The 17,762-nt window shown below is 59.0% G+C and carries 8 protein-coding genes and 2 rRNA genes; 1 reads left to right on the top strand and 9 read right to left on the bottom strand.

Features of this window, described 5'->3' with window-relative positions; all coding sequences use genetic code 11:
- Window positions 1-3: 3 nt before the first annotated feature.
- Entirely contained in the window at window positions 4-1,530 is a 1,527-nt protein-coding gene (locus ACEN93_RS20465; protein ID WP_039772936.1) for a CoA-acylating methylmalonate-semialdehyde dehydrogenase, read from the bottom strand.
- A 149-nt stretch (window positions 1,531-1,679) separates the two neighbouring features.
- On the opposite strand from ACEN93_RS20465, the gene ACEN93_RS20460 reads away from it, so the two are divergent.
- Window positions 1,680-2,627 (top strand): LysR family transcriptional regulator, encoded by a 948-nt coding sequence (locus tag ACEN93_RS20460; RefSeq protein WP_103387294.1) that lies wholly within the window; start codon window positions 1,680-1,682, stop codon window positions 2,625-2,627.
- Here ACEN93_RS20460 and yfiB read toward each other — a convergent pair.
- The 8 genes from yfiB to ACEN93_RS20420 all read right to left on the bottom strand — a co-directional run bounded on the left by yfiB (window position 2,624) and on the right by ACEN93_RS20420 (window position 17,644).
- Window positions 2,624-3,124: an outer membrane lipoprotein YfiB gene (yfiB, locus tag ACEN93_RS20455; RefSeq protein WP_495610443.1), complete on the bottom strand. Its 501-nt coding sequence runs from the start codon at window positions 3,122-3,124 to the stop codon at window positions 2,624-2,626. The genes ACEN93_RS20460 and yfiB overlap by 4 nt on opposite strands.
- Window positions 3,124-4,392, bottom strand: a complete 1,269-nt coding sequence (gene dgcN / locus ACEN93_RS20450) for a diguanylate cyclase DgcN/YfiN (protein WP_074692019.1) — start codon at window positions 4,390-4,392, stop codon at window positions 3,124-3,126. Before dgcN ends, yfiB begins: the two co-directional genes overlap by 1 nt.
- Window positions 4,389-4,964 (bottom strand): regulatory sequestration protein YfiR, encoded by a 576-nt coding sequence (yfiR, locus tag ACEN93_RS20445; protein ID WP_495610442.1) that lies wholly within the window; start codon window positions 4,962-4,964, stop codon window positions 4,389-4,391. The genes dgcN and yfiR overlap by 4 nt, the downstream gene beginning before the upstream one ends.
- 119 nt (window positions 4,965-5,083) lie before the next feature.
- Window positions 5,084-7,192: an exodeoxyribonuclease V subunit alpha gene (gene recD, locus ACEN93_RS20440; RefSeq protein WP_495610441.1), complete on the bottom strand. Its 2,109-nt coding sequence runs from the start codon at window positions 7,190-7,192 to the stop codon at window positions 5,084-5,086.
- A complete protein-coding gene (gene recB / locus ACEN93_RS20435; RefSeq protein WP_495610440.1) occupies window positions 7,189-10,878 on the bottom strand; it encodes an exodeoxyribonuclease V subunit beta in 3,690 nt (1,229 codons plus the stop codon). Before recB ends, recD begins: the two co-directional genes overlap by 4 nt.
- A complete protein-coding gene (gene recC / locus ACEN93_RS20430) occupies window positions 10,875-14,327 on the bottom strand; it encodes an exodeoxyribonuclease V subunit gamma (RefSeq protein WP_210710971.1) in 3,453 nt (1,150 codons plus the stop codon). The genes recB and recC overlap by 4 nt, the downstream gene beginning before the upstream one ends.
- Window positions 14,328-14,481: 154 nt before the next feature.
- Window positions 14,482-14,597: ribosomal RNA gene (rrf, locus tag ACEN93_RS20425) — 5S ribosomal RNA — on the bottom strand.
- A 156-nt stretch (window positions 14,598-14,753) separates the two neighbouring features.
- Window positions 14,754-17,644: ribosomal RNA gene (locus tag ACEN93_RS20420) — 23S ribosomal RNA — on the bottom strand.
- Window positions 17,645-17,762: the final 118 nt, after the last annotated feature.

Raw genomic sequence — 17,762 nt, 5'->3', positions numbered from 1 at the left:
TCCTCAGCGCAGGTTGATGGTGGTGTTCACGCCGTCGTTGACGCTGTCGTCGTCGAACCAGCGCGCCGTGACCGTTTTGGTCTGGGTGTAGAACTGCACCACTTGCTTGCCGTACGGGCCGAGGTCGCCGAGTTTCGAACCGCGCGAACCGGTGAAGCTGAAGAACGGCACCGGCACCGGAATCGGGATGTTGATGCCGACCTGGCCGACGTCGATTTCAGTCTGGAATTTACGCGCCGCCGCACCGCTCTGGGTGAACAGGCCGGTGCCGTTGCCGAACGGGTTGGCGTTGACCAGCGCGATGGCCTGATCGAGGGTGTCGACTTCCAGCGCCACCAGCACCGGGCCGAAGATTTCCTGGGTGTAGATCTGCATGTCGGTGGTGACCCCGGAGAACAGGGTCGGGCCGACGAAGTTGCCGTTCTCGTAGCCCGGCACGCTGATGTCGCGACCGTCCAGCTCAAGTTTGGCGCCTTCCTTGATGCCGCTTTCGATCAGATCGAGAATCCGCGCCTTGGCCTTTTTCGAAATGACCGGGCCGACATCGGTGCCCGGCTCGTTGCCGGCGTTGACCTTGAGTTTCTGCGCCAGCGCTTTCAGATCCGGCAGCCACTGTTTGGCCGCGCCCACCAGCACCACCACCGAAGTGGCCATGCAACGTTGACCCGCCGCACCGAAACCGGCACCGACCAGCGCATTGAGCGCCTGCTCGCGATTGGCGTCTGGCAGCACTACGGCGTGGTTCTTCGCGCCCATCATCGATTGCACGCGCTTGCCGTGTTTACCGGCCAGGTCATAAACGTGAGTGCCGACGGCGGTCGAACCGACGAATGAAACGGCCTTGATGTCCTTGTGGGTGCACAAGCCGTCAACCACGTCCTTGCCACCATGGACGACGTTAAGCACGCCAGCCGGGATGCCGGCTTCGATGGCCAGCTCCACCAGCAACATGGTCGACAGCGGATCCTGCTCCGATGGCTTGAGGACGAAGGTGTTGCCGCAGGCAATGGCCATCGGGAACATCCACAGCGGAATCATCGCCGGGAAGTTGAACGGGGTGATGCCGGCGCAGACGCCGATCGGCTGGCGCAGAGTGTAGGTGTCGACGCCGCCGGCCACGTTCTCGGCGAACTCGCCCATCTGCAGGCTGCCGATGGAGCAGGCGTGCTCGACCACTTCCAGGCCACGGAAAATATCGCCCTCGGCATCGGCAATGGTCTTGCCCTGCTCGGCGCTCAGCACCACGGCGATGCGTTTGGAATGTTCGCGGATCAGCGCTTGCAGCTTGAGCATGATGCGCATGCGCGCGCCGATCGGGGTCAGCTTCCAGGTCTGGAAGGCGCGCTGGGCGGCGCTGACGGCAGCGTCGACTTCAGCGGCGGTGGCGAACGGGACTTTGGCCAGCACTTGCTGGGTCGCCGGGTTGACGATGTCGTGCCACTCGGTGGTCTGCGACTCGACCCACTCGCCGTCGATCAGCAGCTTGACCTTCTGGATCGTGGTTTCGTTGGGCGTAAGCGATGCGTTCATGCTGGTCTCCAGAACTTGTTTTTATCGTAGGAGCCAAGGCGAAAGGTTCGCCTTGAGATGAGGCGTGTGTCACGAATTGGTTGTCGGACTGTTTTTGGAGTATAGATGTGCAAACTTCTAATAAGAACGCACATATAAGCCCGTCCATCATGCAAAAAAACATCACCTCTCTAGGCTCGCTGAATTGGGACGATCTGAAGTTTTTCCTCGAAGTCGCCCGTACCCGCAAGGCCAGCACGGCGGCCAAACGCCTGGCGGTGGACTACACCACCGTTTCGCGGCGGATCAGTTCGCTGGAAGCGGCGCTCGGTACCTTGCTGTTCGAAAAGTCGCGCACCAGCGGTTTTGTGCTGACTGCCGAAGGCCAACGCCTGCTGAGTTATGCCGAGTCGATCGAAAGCACGCTGCACATGGCCTGCGAGCAAGTTTCGGGCTCCGGCGTCGCACTGTCCGGGCACGTGCGGATGGGTTGCACCGAAGGTTTCGGCAGCTTCTTCATCACCCCGCAACTGAGCCACTTCGTCGACGCCTACCCGGCGATCTCGGTGGACATCCTGCCGCTGCCACACTTCATCAGCCTGTCCAAACGCGAGGCCGACATCGTCATCGCCCTCGAGCGCCCGGAACACGGGCCGTACGTGTGCTGCAAACTCTGCGACTACCGCTTGCAGCTCTACGCGACCCAGGAATACCTGGACAAACATCCGCCGATCCGCCGCCCCGCCGACCTGGGCAAGCATCAATTCATCAGTTACGTGGATGACCTGGCGTTCAGCTCGGAGCTGCTGTATCTGGCGAACGTGTTGCCCGGTGCCAGCGCCAATTTACGCAGCACCAGCGTGATTGCGCAGTTCGTGGCGGCGCAGCAGGGGCGCTCATTGGCGATTCTGCCGTGCTTTCTCGCGGCTCAGGATCCGCGCCTGTTGCCGGTGCTGCCGGAGGAAATCGATATCACCCGGCAGTTCTGGATGTACTGCCGGGAAGACCTGCGTAAGCTCAAGCGGATCACCCTGTTGTGGGATTACATCCGCGAGGTGACCGAGTGCAATCAGGCGCTGTTGATGGGTGAAACTCGAGAGATGCAGTTCGCCGACTAATCGGCGCTGACCACGATCGACACCCGGCGGTTTTCGGTGCGGCCGACGGCGGTATCGTTGGAGGCGACCGGTTCGCGGCTGCCGAGGCCTTGCAACTGGATGTTCTCTTCTTTCATGCCGACCGAGGTCAGCACTTTGCCGACGCTTTTCGCGCGACGCAGTGACAGCTGCTGGTTATAGGTTTCCTTGCCCGAAGCGTCGGTGTGGCCATCGACCCGAACCCGTTCGATGCCGACACCCAGCAACGCTTTGCCGATACGCTCGACGATTTCTGTACTTTGCTTGTTAAGACTTTCGACATCGCTGCCAAACAACACTTTGCCCGACAGGCCGAACTCCCAACCGTCATCGGTCAGCTCGAAGCCTTGCTGCTTGAGAACCGCGACCTGGGCCGGCGTCAGGCCTTTTTGCGGGGCGGTCTGGCAACCGGTCAGGGCCAGCATGGCCGTCAGCAACAGGGTGGAAAACAGTCGAAAGGAAAGTGAGAACACGGGCATCAGCTCCTGGTTTGAACGGAATCGACCGGGTACTCCGTCCCGGCCGTGAATTGGGCGCCGCGCGACAAACGCTTGGCTTGATACATCGCGGCATCGGCCGCGTCGAGCAAGGTGCCGGGCGTGACGCCATGATCGGGGTAAACCGCGATGCCGATACTGAGCGACGTCACGACACTGCTGTCGCCCGGCAGCGCAATCGGGGTGTCCATGCTGGCGAGGATCTTGTCGGCAATGCGTTCGGCGTCTTCGGTCTTGTGCAAGGGCGTGAGCAGAACGGCGAACTCGTCACCGCCCAGACGCGCCACCAGATCCTCTTCACGCAACTGCGCCCGCACCCGATTCGCCACCGCCACCAGCACCGCGTCGCCGGCGGCATGACCGAAGTTGTCGTTGATGTCCTTGAATCGGTCGCTGTCGAGAAACAGCACCGCCACTTGCTCATTCAACTTGTGGGCACTGCGCAGAGCACGGATCAGGCGGCCTTCGAAAAAGGCCCGGTTCGGCAACCCGGTGAGGCTGTCGTGGCTGGCCTGATGGGCGAGGGTTTCGTTCTCGCTCTGCAAGTGGGTTTGCCAGGATTCGAGTTCATCGAGCAGGGCATTGAAGTCGGTGCCGAGGTTGTCCAGTTCGGCAATTTTTGCCCGTGGCACCCGTCGATCCAGTGCCCGCTCGCTGCGGGCCGCATGCGCCACCGCCGCCAGGCTGTGCAACGGGCCGATGATCCTGCGCAACTGACGCTGCGCCAGGTACAGCGCGACCCAGGCGCTGATCGCCGTGCAGAGAATGATCCCCGCCAGACCGCTCAACAGAAAACGCATCAGGCTGCCACCGTGGCCGATCAGCAAGATCCGCCCTATCTCCCGATCCTGATGCTGGATCGGCAGGTTGATGGGTTTTTCCAGAATGACTCGCGCGACCTGCATCTCCAGCTCGGAAATCAGGCCGTTCTCCGGACGCTGCCAGCGTGCGAGCAATTGGCCCTGAGTGTCCAGCACCTGGGCATCGGCCACTTCTTCGGTCGAGGCGATCAACGCCAGCGCTTCGGTCGCGGCGGCCTTGTCGTTGAACACCACGGCGGCTTCCACGGTGTAACTGATCGAGCGGGCGATCAAGTGCAGGTTGTGATCGGCATAGACCCGCAGCGCCAGCACCCCGAGCAGCGTCAGCGACACGCTGGCCATTGCCACGGCGACCAGCGCCACAATCAGATTGCCACGGCCGATGACCGAGCCCAGGGTCGGACGCCCTGTGGATTTGTCGCGTCTCATGGCACCGCCGGTTTGCGGCGCGACAACTGCAGCACGCTGGGATGAATGCGCACGCCGCTGCGGGCAACGGAGTCAAGATTGACCTCGAACGACACTTGTTCATCGCCGACCCGCAGGCAGAACAGGCTGCCGACCGTGCATTGATCACCGCCTTCGCTGATGCTCAGCACCGGATGGCCGATCAGGGACGCGAACAGCCGGCTGCGTTCGTCTGTGGTGAGTTTGCCGATATAGACTGCGTCGCACTCGCTGACGATGGCTGGATTGTCGGCCAAGAGTCGGCGCACGATGACCGGACGACCCGTGGCCTGGGTCGTGCCCTTGACCAGGTCATCGGTGTATTCGGTCGGGCCAACGATACACAGGCGCAACTGCGCAGGCTCTACCGGCCAGCGCGCGTAACTGAGGATACCGAGAACAACTTGGGTGACGGATTTGGCCCGCTGTTCGGCCATACCCGCAGGGGCTGGAGACTGGGCAGTGGCCACACCCGTGAGCAAACAGAGTACAACGGCAAGCAATGCCTGCTTGCAGACAACTACGCGCTCTGTCGCCCAGACAGCCACCTTCATGCAGGGATTCTCTTGGATCGTTACGAAATGATGCCGCAACGATAGCACAGCGTTGGAACACCAGCGATACAGCGACCTCTGACCGGTCGGTCAATTACCGGCGGCAATCGAAGGCACCTTCATCCTTTATGCGGCGCCCCTTCTTCCAGTTCCAGCATCAGTCCGCTCAAGCGCTTCACCTTGCGTTGCACCGCTTCTTCAAACACGCCGATCCGAGGCTCGATCAAGGTGAACCAGTCCTTGGCCCGGGTAATTCCGGTGTAGATCAGTTCCTTGGTCAACACGGGGTTCAGGGCGTCCGGCAGGATCAGCGCGGTATGGGCAAACTCCGAACCCTGTGACTTGTGCACGGTCATGGCGTACACGGTCTCGACATCATTGAGCCGGCTCGGCAACACGAAACGCACCCCACCGCGCCCGTCGTTACGCGGGAACGCCACGCGCAACACCGACTTACCGGCATCCGGGCCATCGCGCTCGGGCAGTTTCAGGGCGATACCGATGTCACCGTTCATCAACCCGAGGCCATAGTCGTTTCGAGTCATCAACACCGGCCGGCCTTCGTACCATTGCTGGTCGCTCTCGATCAGCCGCGCCTTGAGCAATGCATCGGTGATGCGCTGATTAAGCCCCTCAACACCCCACGGTCCTTTGCGCACTGCGCACAACAACTGGAAGGTATCGAAGGCCCGCAGGACGTCACGCGCCCAATCGACCCAACCCGGGTTCTCGAGCGGCGTTCCGCTCACCGGACGTCGATCGCGCAAAATGCTCAGATAGTGTCGATAACCGTGGGGGCCTTCGCCGTGTCCATCGAGCACCAGGTGCTCAAGTTTCCGGTCGTGCTCGTTCTGAAGTGGCAACGAAAACACATCGCCATGGGTTTTGGCATCCAGCAACTGGCGAGCCTCGTCCGAGAGTTGCTGATTCACCCGTCGCGCCAGTTGACCGATGCCGCTGCCCTCGCCGAAACGCCGTGAGTGACGCAACATCACCACTTGCTGGGCCAGCGGGTGCGAGCTGTCACTGCCTTCTTGCAAACCGCTGTCTTGCAGGGATTCGCCGCTCACCGCTTCCAGCCACTGGCGAGTCTGCGGACTGTACCAACCCGCTTCGGCATCACGGCACAAATCGCCCAGCACCGCGCCAGCCTCCACCGAGGCCAGTTGATCCTTATCGCCCAGCAACACCAGTCGAGCATGAGGCGGCAAGGCATCGAGCAGATTGGCCATCATTTCCAGGTCGATCATGGATGCTTCATCGACCACCAATACATCCAGTGGCAGGCGGTTACCGGCATGGTGGCGAAAATGCCGCGTGCCAGGTCGGCTGCCGAGCAGGCGATGCACCGTGGTCACCTCGGTCGGAATTTTTTCCCGGATGCCTTCAGCGACCTTCAGCGACTGCACCTGCTGACTGATGGACTCGGTCAGCCGCGCCGCCGCTTTACCGGTAGGCGCCGCGAGTCGAATGCGCAGTGGTTGATGCGCCTCGACCGCAGGTGCCTGGAGCAACGCCAGCAGACGTACCACCGTTGTCGTTTTGCCAGTGCCCGGGCCGCCCGTGATGATGCTGAAGGCACTTCGGGTGGCCAGGGCGCAGGCCAGTTTCTGCCAGTCGATGACATCCGCGCGCTGCGCTGGATCGAACAGCTCGTCCAGCCGCCGTGCAAGATCGGACGGTGTCGCTTCCTGCTCCGCGAGCCGCTGGCGCAATGCGCTGTCGATACGCCGCTCGTAGGCCCAATAGCGTCGCAAGTACAAACGCTTGCCGGACAACACCAGCGGGCGCTCCTGCGCCGACGCACCTTCGTCGGCGGCCAGTGCCACCAGCGAACTGCCGGCCAGCACCTTGCACCAGTTCGCTCCGTCGAGGGTTTCGAGCAGTTGCGATGGCAGCAGCAACACGCCGGGTTGCGCATCCCCCTCCGGCGGCAGGGAAAGTGCAAAATCCGGCGCCTTGAGGGTTTCAAACAGATCCAGGCACACATGTCCATGGCCGAGCTGGTGACTGGTCAATGCGGCGGCGAGCAACACCAGCGGATCGACATCGGGTGCCAATTCATGAAGAAAAGCCACGAATGCCTTGTCCAGTGCCCGCAGCCATCCGCGCTCGACCCAGCGGGTGAGCAATAGCAGCAGATCATCGGCACAGGTGAGAGGTGTCAGCTGCGCGAGGCTGTCGGCGGTCAGCGGCGTGGGCAGCAGGTCGGCGAACGTCCGATTCATAGCAATTCTCCCTGCACCCACGCGGGCTCGGCCCTGGGTTGCGGTTTACCCTGGAACATGATGTCCAGACGCTCGATCAGCTCCCGTGGTGGGCGTGCGAAGTAAACGCCACCACCAGGCGCCCGAGTTCCACGCAGAAACAGATACAACGCGCCGCCGATATGCCGGTCGTAGTCGTAATCGGCGAGCCGCGCCTTGAGCTGACGATGCAGTGCTAACAGGTACAGCACGTATTGCAGGTCGTAACGGTTGTCGAGAATTGACTGCTCCATGGCCCGTTCGGTGTACGCGGCGTCATCGACGCCCAGCCAGTTGGATTTGTAATCGGCCACGTAGTACCGGCCCTCGTGCTCGAACGTCAGGTCGATAAAGCCTTTGAACATACCGTTGAGTTGCACCGCTTCGGCGCCGACCCGGGCCACACCGTTGTGAGTGAATTGACGCACCTGTTCGTCGAGCTTGAGCACGTCGACCTTGTGGCTGGCGAACCAGAACTCCATCTCGACCCGATATTGCTTCAATTGCTCAAGCACCACTGGCGGTTGGTCGAGGCCCGCAGGCAGTGGCAGTTTGAGCAAGTGTTGCAACCAGTCGCCGAGGGTGGTGATCCAGCCCTCCCAGCCCCGTCGATTGCAACGCCGGGCGATCGCATCGTCGAGCGACTCGCGGGTGACCGCGAAGCCCTCCTCACCCGCCCACTCGAGCAAACCGTGAAGAAACGTTCCCGGATTCGGTCCACGAGGGAAACGGTGAATATCAGCTCCGCCGGCGATGATCTCGCGCGGTGCTTCAGGATCGAGGCGTTCGTCGTCGAACAGCTTTTGCGCTTGCGGACTGTCGGGGGCTTCGTCGTTGCCAGCGCTCAGCACGTCACTGATGCGCAAGGCACTGTACGAAGCGATCCACCAGTTCTCGCTGGCCCTGCGGCTCGGTAAAAGGGTGGCACGCAGCGTAGCTTCGTTACGCGGAGGCTGGTAAACCTCGCTGGTGGCTTGTGGCATTTCAACAACGCTCAGCGCCGAACAATCCTGTTGCAGATCGTCCAGCCAGCGGGCCAATCCGCTGGATTCATTCAACGTTACGCCGCCGCCCAACAGATAGCCCAGCGCAGAAAGATGCAGCACCGAGCTACTGTGGTTGCCGCGCTTGAGATCCGTCACCCCAAGCCAGCAAGCGTGTTGTGCGCGGGTCAGCGCGACGTAGAGCAAACGCAGATCCTCTGCCAGGCGTTCGGTGTCCGCCACAGCGATCAGTTCCGCGTCGGGCTTCAGGCTGATGCGAGCCTTGCCGGATTCATCGTGGTAGTGCAGCGGCAATCGACTGCCATCTACCGGTTTAGCCGAGCAGATGAAAGGCAGGAACACCAACGGGTACTCGAGCCCCTTGGATTTGTGAATGGTCACGACCTTGACCAGTTGTTCGTCGCTTTCAAGACGCAGGATCTGCTCTTCACCTGCCTGCCCAGACAGCGACAGATGCTCGGCCAGATGGCGGATCAGTGCCTGCTCACCATCGAGTTCCGACGCGGCCTGTTGCAACAACTCCGACAGGTGCAACAGGTTGGTCAGCACCCGCTCACCATCACTGCGGGCAATGAGCATCTGCGGCAGTTGAAAGTCGTGCAGCAGGCGCCGCAACATCGGCAGCACCCCTTGCTTGCGCCATAGCTCACGGTAACCACGGAACTGCATGACCCGGGTTTCCCAGACCAGTTCGTCCTGATTCAGACGCTCCAGCTCAGCCAATGGCAGATTCAGCGTGATGCACGCCAAAGCCGCTTTCAGGGAACGCTCGACATCCGGCTCGGCGCACGCCTTGAGCCACGACAGCAGATCATGGGCTTCCTGAGCGGCAAAGACCGAGTCCTTGTCTGAAAGATAAACGCTGCGGACTCCCCGCGTTGCGAGTTCACCGCGTATCGCCTGCGCCTCTTTACCGTCGCGCACCAGGATCGCAATGTCCGCTGGCCGCAGTCCACGCCAATCCTTGCCCTCCTGCGCAAACCCGACGCGACCGGTCTGCCCGCCATTGAGCAGGGCTGTGATCTCACTGGCGCAGGCTGCCGCCAACTGCTGGCGATAAACTGCCCCGGACAGTGGCTTGTCGGTAGATAGATGCCAGATGTTCAGCGCCGGTACGTCCAGCCCGGCTACCTGCAAATGTTCTTTGCGTCCCTGCGCCTCCACAGGCTGGAACGGCACCGGGTTATCGCCGTTTTTCTCTCGGAACAGAAACGCCCCGCGCCCTTGCTCACGGGCCTCGGCACGCTCGAACACATGGTTGACCGCACGGACCATCCCGTGACTGGAACGGAAGTTGGTGCCCAGGGTATGCAGACGCCCGAACGTGGCCTGCCGGGCTCGCAGATAGGTGTAGATATCCGCGCCCCGGAAGGCATAGATCGCCTGCTTCGGATCCCCGATCAGAAACAACCCGGTCTCGGGGTTATCCTCTTCAATGCGATAGATGCTTTCGAAGATCCGGTACTGCACCGGATCCGTGTCCTGGAATTCATCGATCAAAGCTACGGGGAACTGCTCGCGAATGAGCGTGGCGAGACGCTCCCCGCCGTCGGACTGCAAGGCCGCATCCAGACGCAGCAGCATGTCGTCGAAACCCATTTCGGCTCGACGGCGCTTCTCATCTTCAAAGCGAGCACCAACCCATTTGGCAGCATGCTGCAGCACGGCCGCATCGGGCGTCGGCAAATTGTCGAGACTAGACTTGAGCACAGGCATGGCATCCAGGCCCGGGTGACTCGGCGGCTCGCCTTTCCAGGCTTCAGCCATGCCCTCCGGTGTGAGCCGGGCGAACCCGGTGCCGATATCCAATTGTTCGAGCGTCTCGTCCTCAGCCCAGGCCTTGAGCTTTTCAAACCAGGGTTCGAAATAGCGGGCCTGCATCTTGCGCCCGTCCACGGTTTTGTTGGCGACGCCCTGATGGCAGATGGCGAGCAACTCATCGGCCCACTGCCGCCATGGTCCCTTCAACTCCACCAATGCCGCACGGCGTTCCTGCAGGCATTCTTCGATCAGTTCGGATGGCGTCTGGTCTGAGTTCCCTTCGCGCTCGGTGCCAAACAGCCCCCGTACACGCGGCAACAGGGCCGCCGGCCCTCCCCAGTGACTGCGGACCCAGCTCAAGGCGTCGCCCTGCATCGGGTAGCAGAACAGCCGCCAATAATCGCGCAACACTTCGCCGAGCAGGTCGCTGTGATCGGTTTCCAGGGTCTGGGTAAACAGACTGCCGCTGTCGAACGCATGCTCGCGCAGCATTCGCTGACACCAACTGTGGATAGTCGAAACCGCGGCTTCGTCCATCCATTGCGCAGCGATGTCCAGGCGGTTGGCGCAACCGGGCCATTGTTGCGGATCGAACTCTTCACGCAGTTCATCGATCAGCGCATCAGGGGCAGGCGTCTCGTCACGAAAGAAACGGGCGGCCTCGGCCAGACGTGTGCGTATGCGCTCGCGCAGCTCTTTGGTCGCCGCGTCGGTAAAGGTCACCACTAGAATCTGCGGGGGCAACAGCTCACGACCGAAACCGTTTACCTCGCCTCCGTGACCGAGGATCAACCGCAGATACAACGCTGAAATGGTAAATGTCTTGCCAGTGCCCGCGCTGGCTTCGATCAGTTGGCTGCCCTTTAACGGGAATGCCAGGGCGAGTGGTGGCTGGTTACTCATGCGCCTGCCTCCTCGTGGGCCCATGAGCGCCAAGGTGCCTCGAGCAACGGGCGATAAAGCGCATCACACCAACCGGAGAAGGTTTCATCCGCCTGCAGTGCATCGTAGTCGGGGAACTGTCGGGCAAGAGCCGGGCTTTCGCGACGCTCGCCTTCGTTGTTCTGACCATCACCCTCATAGGTCTTACGGGCAGCCGCTTCAGCCTTGACCGGATCGGTCTGGGCCAGCCATGCAAAAGCCGTTTTTACCGCGACAGGAAGTGGCTGGCGCATTCCCGTCTGCCAGGCGAGCAGCAGATCCTCGAGAATTCGCCGCGCTCGAGTCTGTTCCAGAGGTTCAAGAAGGAGCGTGTCATCACTGGCCACCAGTGCGGTCGTGAGGGAGAGTCCACTGGCACAGGCGACAAGGTGGCTGACCCAGGGCTTGGTCAGGCGATGCCATTTGCGGCTCTTGATCGAGCCTATGCTGTTGGGGATTGTCGTGACCGACAGTACGCCGCCATCGGCGCGCCTGTGCAAACCGCCCAGCCATCCTTCAAGGCGCAGTTCCTGCCATTCAAAATTGATCGGTAGCGCGTTGGTTAGCGGTGTTGGCCATAACGCCAACAGCTGTTGATATCGTTGCAACAAGTCTGGCAAAGGCTCGATCAGCTCTCGTTGAAGGCATTCACCGAACCCGGCCATGGGCAGCAGTCCGCTGTTCTGCAGGCGTCGGGCTTGAGACTCGAGCGCCTGATCAACATTGTCCGGGTGTCTCAAGGCTGCCCCGAGCAAGCTGTCGCTGAGCATGTATCGCTGCAACGCATCCAGTACAAAGGGTTCCTCGTCAGCCTGAGGTACCTGCGCCGCTTCGAAGTAAACCTTGAGTCGCTGAGTGAAAAAGTGTCGGACCGGACTGCGCAGGAAGTCCTGCAGCAGTTCCAGACTCAACGGTTCTTCCTGGACATGGGGGGCAAGCATTGTGGCGACGTCGTTCTGTTCGTGAGGTTGATGCAGCACCTGCCATTCGCTGGCGTAGCTGAAAAGCTTGTCTTCCTCATGGAAGTAGCGCGAACTGAATGGCTGCAACGGATGCTCCTGAGTCATGGCAATCAGGAGGTCCTCGTTGTCGTCGGCCGATCGCCACCCATTGGCGAGATGATCGCGTAACTGGCCGATCAACACAGAGGCTGGCCGCTCACTGTTATCGCGAATGCTGCGACCGACCCAACTGATGTAGAGCTGATGACGAGCGGACAAGAGTGCCTCTAGCAGAAGATAACGATCATCCTCACGACGGGAACGATCTCCCGGCCGGTAGTCGCTTCCCATGAGATCGAAGTCCAACGGTGGTTGAGCGCGTGGATAATCGCCATCGTTCATGCCCAACAGACAAACCAGTCTGAACGGAATCGCGCGCATCGGCATCAGCGTGCAAAAGTTAACGGCTCCGGCCAGAAAGCGCTGCGACAGACGCCCCTGATCCAGCCCTGCCAGCCAGGCCTCACGGACGACGGTCAGTGGCAGCTCGTCCAGCAGATCGACGGCTTCGCAGGTTTCCAGCCAGGTTTCGCGCAACTCCTCGAGTTGAGCCAGCAGGTAGTCGTCATGCTCGTCTTCGGGTTTGAAAAAAAGCTGCATCAACGCCTGAAGCCGATACCCCCATTCCTGTGGCTGCGCGGGCTTCATCAGTTGCTGATGCGAGAGTTCCAGTGCATCCAGCAATGCTACCAACGGGCCGATCAGCGCGGCATCGAGACCACCGATTTCGTCGTACGGCTCGATATCCCCACAGGCGCCGGAACTGCCGACGGCATAACCGAGCAGCATCCGGCGCAAGCCAAAGCGCCAACTGTTTTGCTCCAGCTCGTCGGGCAATCCCAGCTCGACACGTTGCCCGGCATCGATGCCCCAACGCACCCCGGCCCCCTCGATCCAGCGATGCAGGGTCGGCAAGTCTCGCTCCTGCACACCAAACCTGGCGCGTAACGCAGGAACGTCGAGCAGGTCGAGAATTTCACTGACGGGGAAACGACTGTCCGGCAGCTTGAGCAGATGCTCGACAGCGATCAGTAATGGATCCCGTCCGCGCTGCCCCTGATCGGCCATGGTGAAAGGAATGAAGCGTGGATCCTGACGATCCAGCTGACCAAAGACGGCGCGGATATGCGGCGCATAACTATCGATGTCAGGCACCATCACGATCACATCGCGAGGGCGTAATTGAGGGTTGGCACTGAAACGGGCCAAGAGCTGGTCGTGAAGAATCTCCACTTCGCGCTGGGCGCTATGGGCAATATGAAAGCGGATCGAATCGTCTTGAGTCAGATCGACTGCCGGCCAGCGCGCTCGAGTCTCGCTGAGTGGCCGCAGTTCCAGAATATCGTCCTGTAACTGATTGAGCATGTTCTCCGGCTGGGTTTCGCTGAACAGATCGATACGCCCGTTACGAAATGCTGCGCGATAGCTGTCCGGCTCGTCGTAGCTGTCGAGAAGGTTGATGTAATCACGACCTTGCTTGCCCCACGCAGCGAGGAGCGGGTGAGCATGTTGGTGGAGTGATTCCGAGTCCAGCACCACAGGCATGCCGTTTTTGCGGGCTTGTCGCTTGTACTGATGACGTAGTAGATCCTTGTCGGCAACGATATCGGCCCAGTGATAACGACAGGGGTTATGGACGCACAACAAAACCTGGCTGAAACGGGAAAGCCCGGCCAACGCTTCCAGTACTTGTGCGGGCAACGAGGAAATTCCAAAAACGATTACTCGCTGGGGAAGTCCGCTCGGTGCGCTTTCAAGACTGTTGATGCGTTCCATGAATCGCTGGTGCACGCCTGCCCGACTTTGGGCCATGCCTTGCTCGCCCACGTCGTCCAGCAGGGCGCGCCACAACTCTGCCTGCCAGCAACTGGTCGGAGGAAGCGGCTTCGCTTCACCCCTCACATTGCGTAGCTGATGATGCCCCTCTGCCCAATCCTCAAGCCAATCAGCGCGGTAAACCTGATATTGGTCAAAGAGGTCAGCCAAGCGTTCGGACAACTGGTAACGCTTGCGCAGATCGGTGTCATGGGTGAGGAAGCGTTGCAGCGGTTCGAAATGCGGAAGGTTGATAACCTGTGGCAACAGGCGCATCAGACGCCATGTCAACGGTGCCTTGTCGAGCAGCGACTTTGCCGGAATTTCCTCTCGGCCCAACACCATCCGGTAAAGCTGCCACATGAAACTGCCCGGCAGTTGCACATCAATTGCGGCGGCGATACCACAGCCGCCCAAGTCGTCTGCTTCAGGATCCTCAGCCAGTGCCAGCTTGAGCCATTGAGCGATGCCGTTGCTCTGTACGAGTGCAATTTCGTTCTCCAAGGGAGCCAGTGGATAACGCCGCATGATGCTGATCACAAGGCTGCGTAGTTCATCCAGGCTATTGCTCTGAACGACCATGAATGCAGCGTTGAGGGACTGGGTGTCCGGCATGAAGGCTTCCTTGGAAAAGTACAAAAGCTAGGGCTGAACCTTAGCATTGTCGGCCGGCGAGGACAGCCGCAAGGCGTCCGACAATGCTGTACGAACTTTCCTGCAGGCAAAACAAAACCCCAACTGCTTTCGCAATTGGGGTTTCGGAATTTGATCTTGACGATGACCTACTCTCACATGGGGAAACCCCACACTACCATCGGCGATGCATCGTTTCACTTCTGAGTTCGGGATGGGATCAGGTGGTTCCAACGCTCTATGGTCGTCAAGAAATTCGGGTACTGACTCGTGACCGGATGGCCTCGCTTCAGCAAATTGGGTATGTGACAGCTGTCGGTGTTTTGTGAGCGTCGAACTTTCGGTTCATTGCGTCTTCACACACCGCAATCTGGTCTCTTTCGAGTCTACAGATTGCTTGGGTGTTATATGGTCAAGCCTCACGGGCAATTAGTATTGGTTAGCTCAACGCCTCACAGCGCTTACACACCCAACCTATCAACGTCGTAGTCTTCGACGGCCCTTCAGGGAACTCAAGGTTCCAGTGAGATCTCATCTTGAGGCAAGTTTCCCGCTTAGATGCTTTCAGCGGTTATCTTTCCCGAACATAGCTACCCGGCAATGCCACTGGCGTGACAACCGGAACACCAGAGGTTCGTCCACTCCGGTCCTCTCGTACTAGGAGCAGCCCCTCTCAAATCTCAAACGTCCACGGCAGATAGGGACCGAACTGTCTCACGACGTTCTAAACCCAGCTCGCGTACCACTTTAAATGGCGAACAGCCATACCCTTGGGACCGGCTTCAGCCCCAGGATGTGATGAGCCGACATCGAGGTGCCAAACACCGCCGTCGATATGAACTCTTGGGCGGTATCAGCCTGTTATCCCCGGAGTACCTTTTATCCGTTGAGCGATGGCCCTTCCATACAGAACCACCGGATCACTAAGACCTACTTTCGTACCTGCTCGACGTGTCTGTCTCGCAGTCAAGCGCGCTTTTGCCTTTATACTCTACGACCGATTTCCGACCGGTCTGAGCGCACCTTCGTACTCCTCCGTTACTCTTTAGGAGGAGACCGCCCCAGTCAAACTACCCACCATACACTGTCCTCGATCCGGATAACGGACCTGAGTTAGAACCTCAAAGTTGCCAGGGTGGTATTTCAAGGATGGCTCCACGCGAACTGGCGTCCACGCTTCAAAGCCTCCCACCTATCCTACACAAGCAAATTCAAAGTCCAGTGCAAAGCTATAGTAAAGGTTCACGGGGTCTTTCCGTCTAGCCGCGGATACACTGCATCTTCACAGCGATTTCAATTTCACTGAGTCTCGGGTGGAGACAGCGCCGCCATCGTTACGCCATTCGTGCAGGTCGGAACTTACCCGACAAGGAATTTCGCTACCTTAGGACCGTTATAGTTACGGCCGCCGTTTACCGGGGCTTCGATCAAGAGCTTCGCGTTAGCTAACCCCATCAATTAACCTTCCGGCACCGGGCAGGCGTCACACCCTATACGTCCACTTTCGTGTTTGCAGAGTGCTGTGTTTTTAATAAACAGTCGCAGCGGCCTGGTATCTTCGACCGGCGTGGGCTTACGCAGCAAGTGCTTCACCCTCACCGGCGCACCTTCTCCCGAAGTTACGGTGCCATTTTGCCTAGTTCCTTCACCCGAGTTCTCTCAAGCGCCTTGGTATTCTCTACCCAACCACCTGTGTCGGTTTGGGGTACGGTTCCTGGTTATCTGAAGCTTAGAAGCTTTTCTTGGAAGCATGGCATCAACCACTTCGTCGCCTAAAGGCAACTCGTCATCAGCTCTCGGCCTTGAAACCCCGGATTTACCTAAGATTTCAGCCTACCACCTTAAACTTGGACAACCAACGCCAAGCTGGCCTAGCCTTCTCCGTCCCTCCATCGCAATAACCAGAAGTACAGGAATATTAACCTGTTTTCCATCGACTACGCTTTTCAGCCTCGCCTTAGGGACCGACTAACCCTGCGTCGATTAACGTTGCGCAGGAAACCTTGGTCTTTCGGCGTGGGTGTTTTTCACACCCATTGTCGTTACTCATGTCAGCATTCGCACTTCTGATACCTCCAGCAAGCTTCTCAACTCACCTTCACAGGCTTACAGAACGCTCCTCTACCGCATCACTTGCGTGATACCCGTAGCTTCGGTGTATGGTTTGAGCCCCGTTACATCTTCCGCGCAGGCCGACTCGACTAGTGAGCTATTACGCTTTCTTTAAAGGGTGGCTGCTTCTAAGCCAACCTCCTAGCTGTCTAAGCCTTCCCACATCGTTTCCCACTTAACCATAACTTTGGGACCTTAGCTGACGGTCTGGGTTGTTTCCCTTTTCACGACGGACGTTAGCACCCGCCGTGTGTCTCCCATGCTCGGCACTTGTAGGTATTCGGAGTTTGCATCGGTTTGGTAAGTCGGGATGACCCCCTAGCCGAAACAGTGCTCTACCCCCTACAGTGATACATGAGGCGCTACCTAAATAGCTTTCGAGGAGAACCAGCTATCTCCGAGCTTGATTAGCCTTTCACTCCGATCCACAGGTCATCCGCTAACTTTTCAACGGTAGTCGGTTCGGTCCTCCAGTCAGTGTTACCTAACCTTCAACCTGCCCATGGATAGATCGCCCGGTTTCGGGTCTATTCCCAGCGACTAGACGCCCTATTAAGACTCGCTTTCGCTACGCCTCCCCTATTCGGTTAAGCTCGCCACTGAAAATAAGTCGCTGACCCATTATACAAAAGGTACGCAGTCACAGAACAAAGTCTGCTCCCACTGCTTGTACGCATACGGTTTCAGGATCTATTTCACTCCCCTCTCCGGGGTTCTTTTCGCCTTTCCCTCACGGTACTAGTTCACTATCGGTCAGTCAGTAGTATTTAGCCTTGGAGGATGGTCCCCCCATATTCAGACAAAGTTTCTCGTGCTCCGTCCTACTCGATTTCATGACTAAGAGACTTTCGCGTACAGGGCTATCACCCACTATGGCCGCACTTTCCAGAGCGTTCCGCTAATCTCAAAGCCACTTAAGGGCTAGTCCCCGTTCGCTCGCCACTACTAAGGGAATCTCGGTTGATTTCTTTTCCTCAGGGTACTTAGATGTTTCAGTTCCCCTGGTTCGCCTCTTGCACCTATGTATTCAGTGCAAGATAACCATCTTGTGATGGCTGGGTTCCCCCATTCAGACATCTCCGGATCAAAGTCTGTTTGCCGACTCCCCGAAGCTTTTCGCAGGCTACCACGTCTTTCATCGCCTCTGACTGCCAAGGCATCCACCGTATGCGCTTCTTCACTTGACCATATAACCCCAAGCAATCTGGTTATACTGTGAAGACGACATTCGCCGAAAATTCGAATTTCTCAACTAAGAGAACTCACAAATTTTACCTTAGCCTGATCACCACCAGTGAAAGTGGC

This window comes from Pseudomonas sp. Pseusp21 (assembly GCF_059492145.1).
The sequence above is the reverse complement of the archived record's forward strand: the minus strand, read 5'-3'. Positions and strand labels throughout refer to the sequence as shown.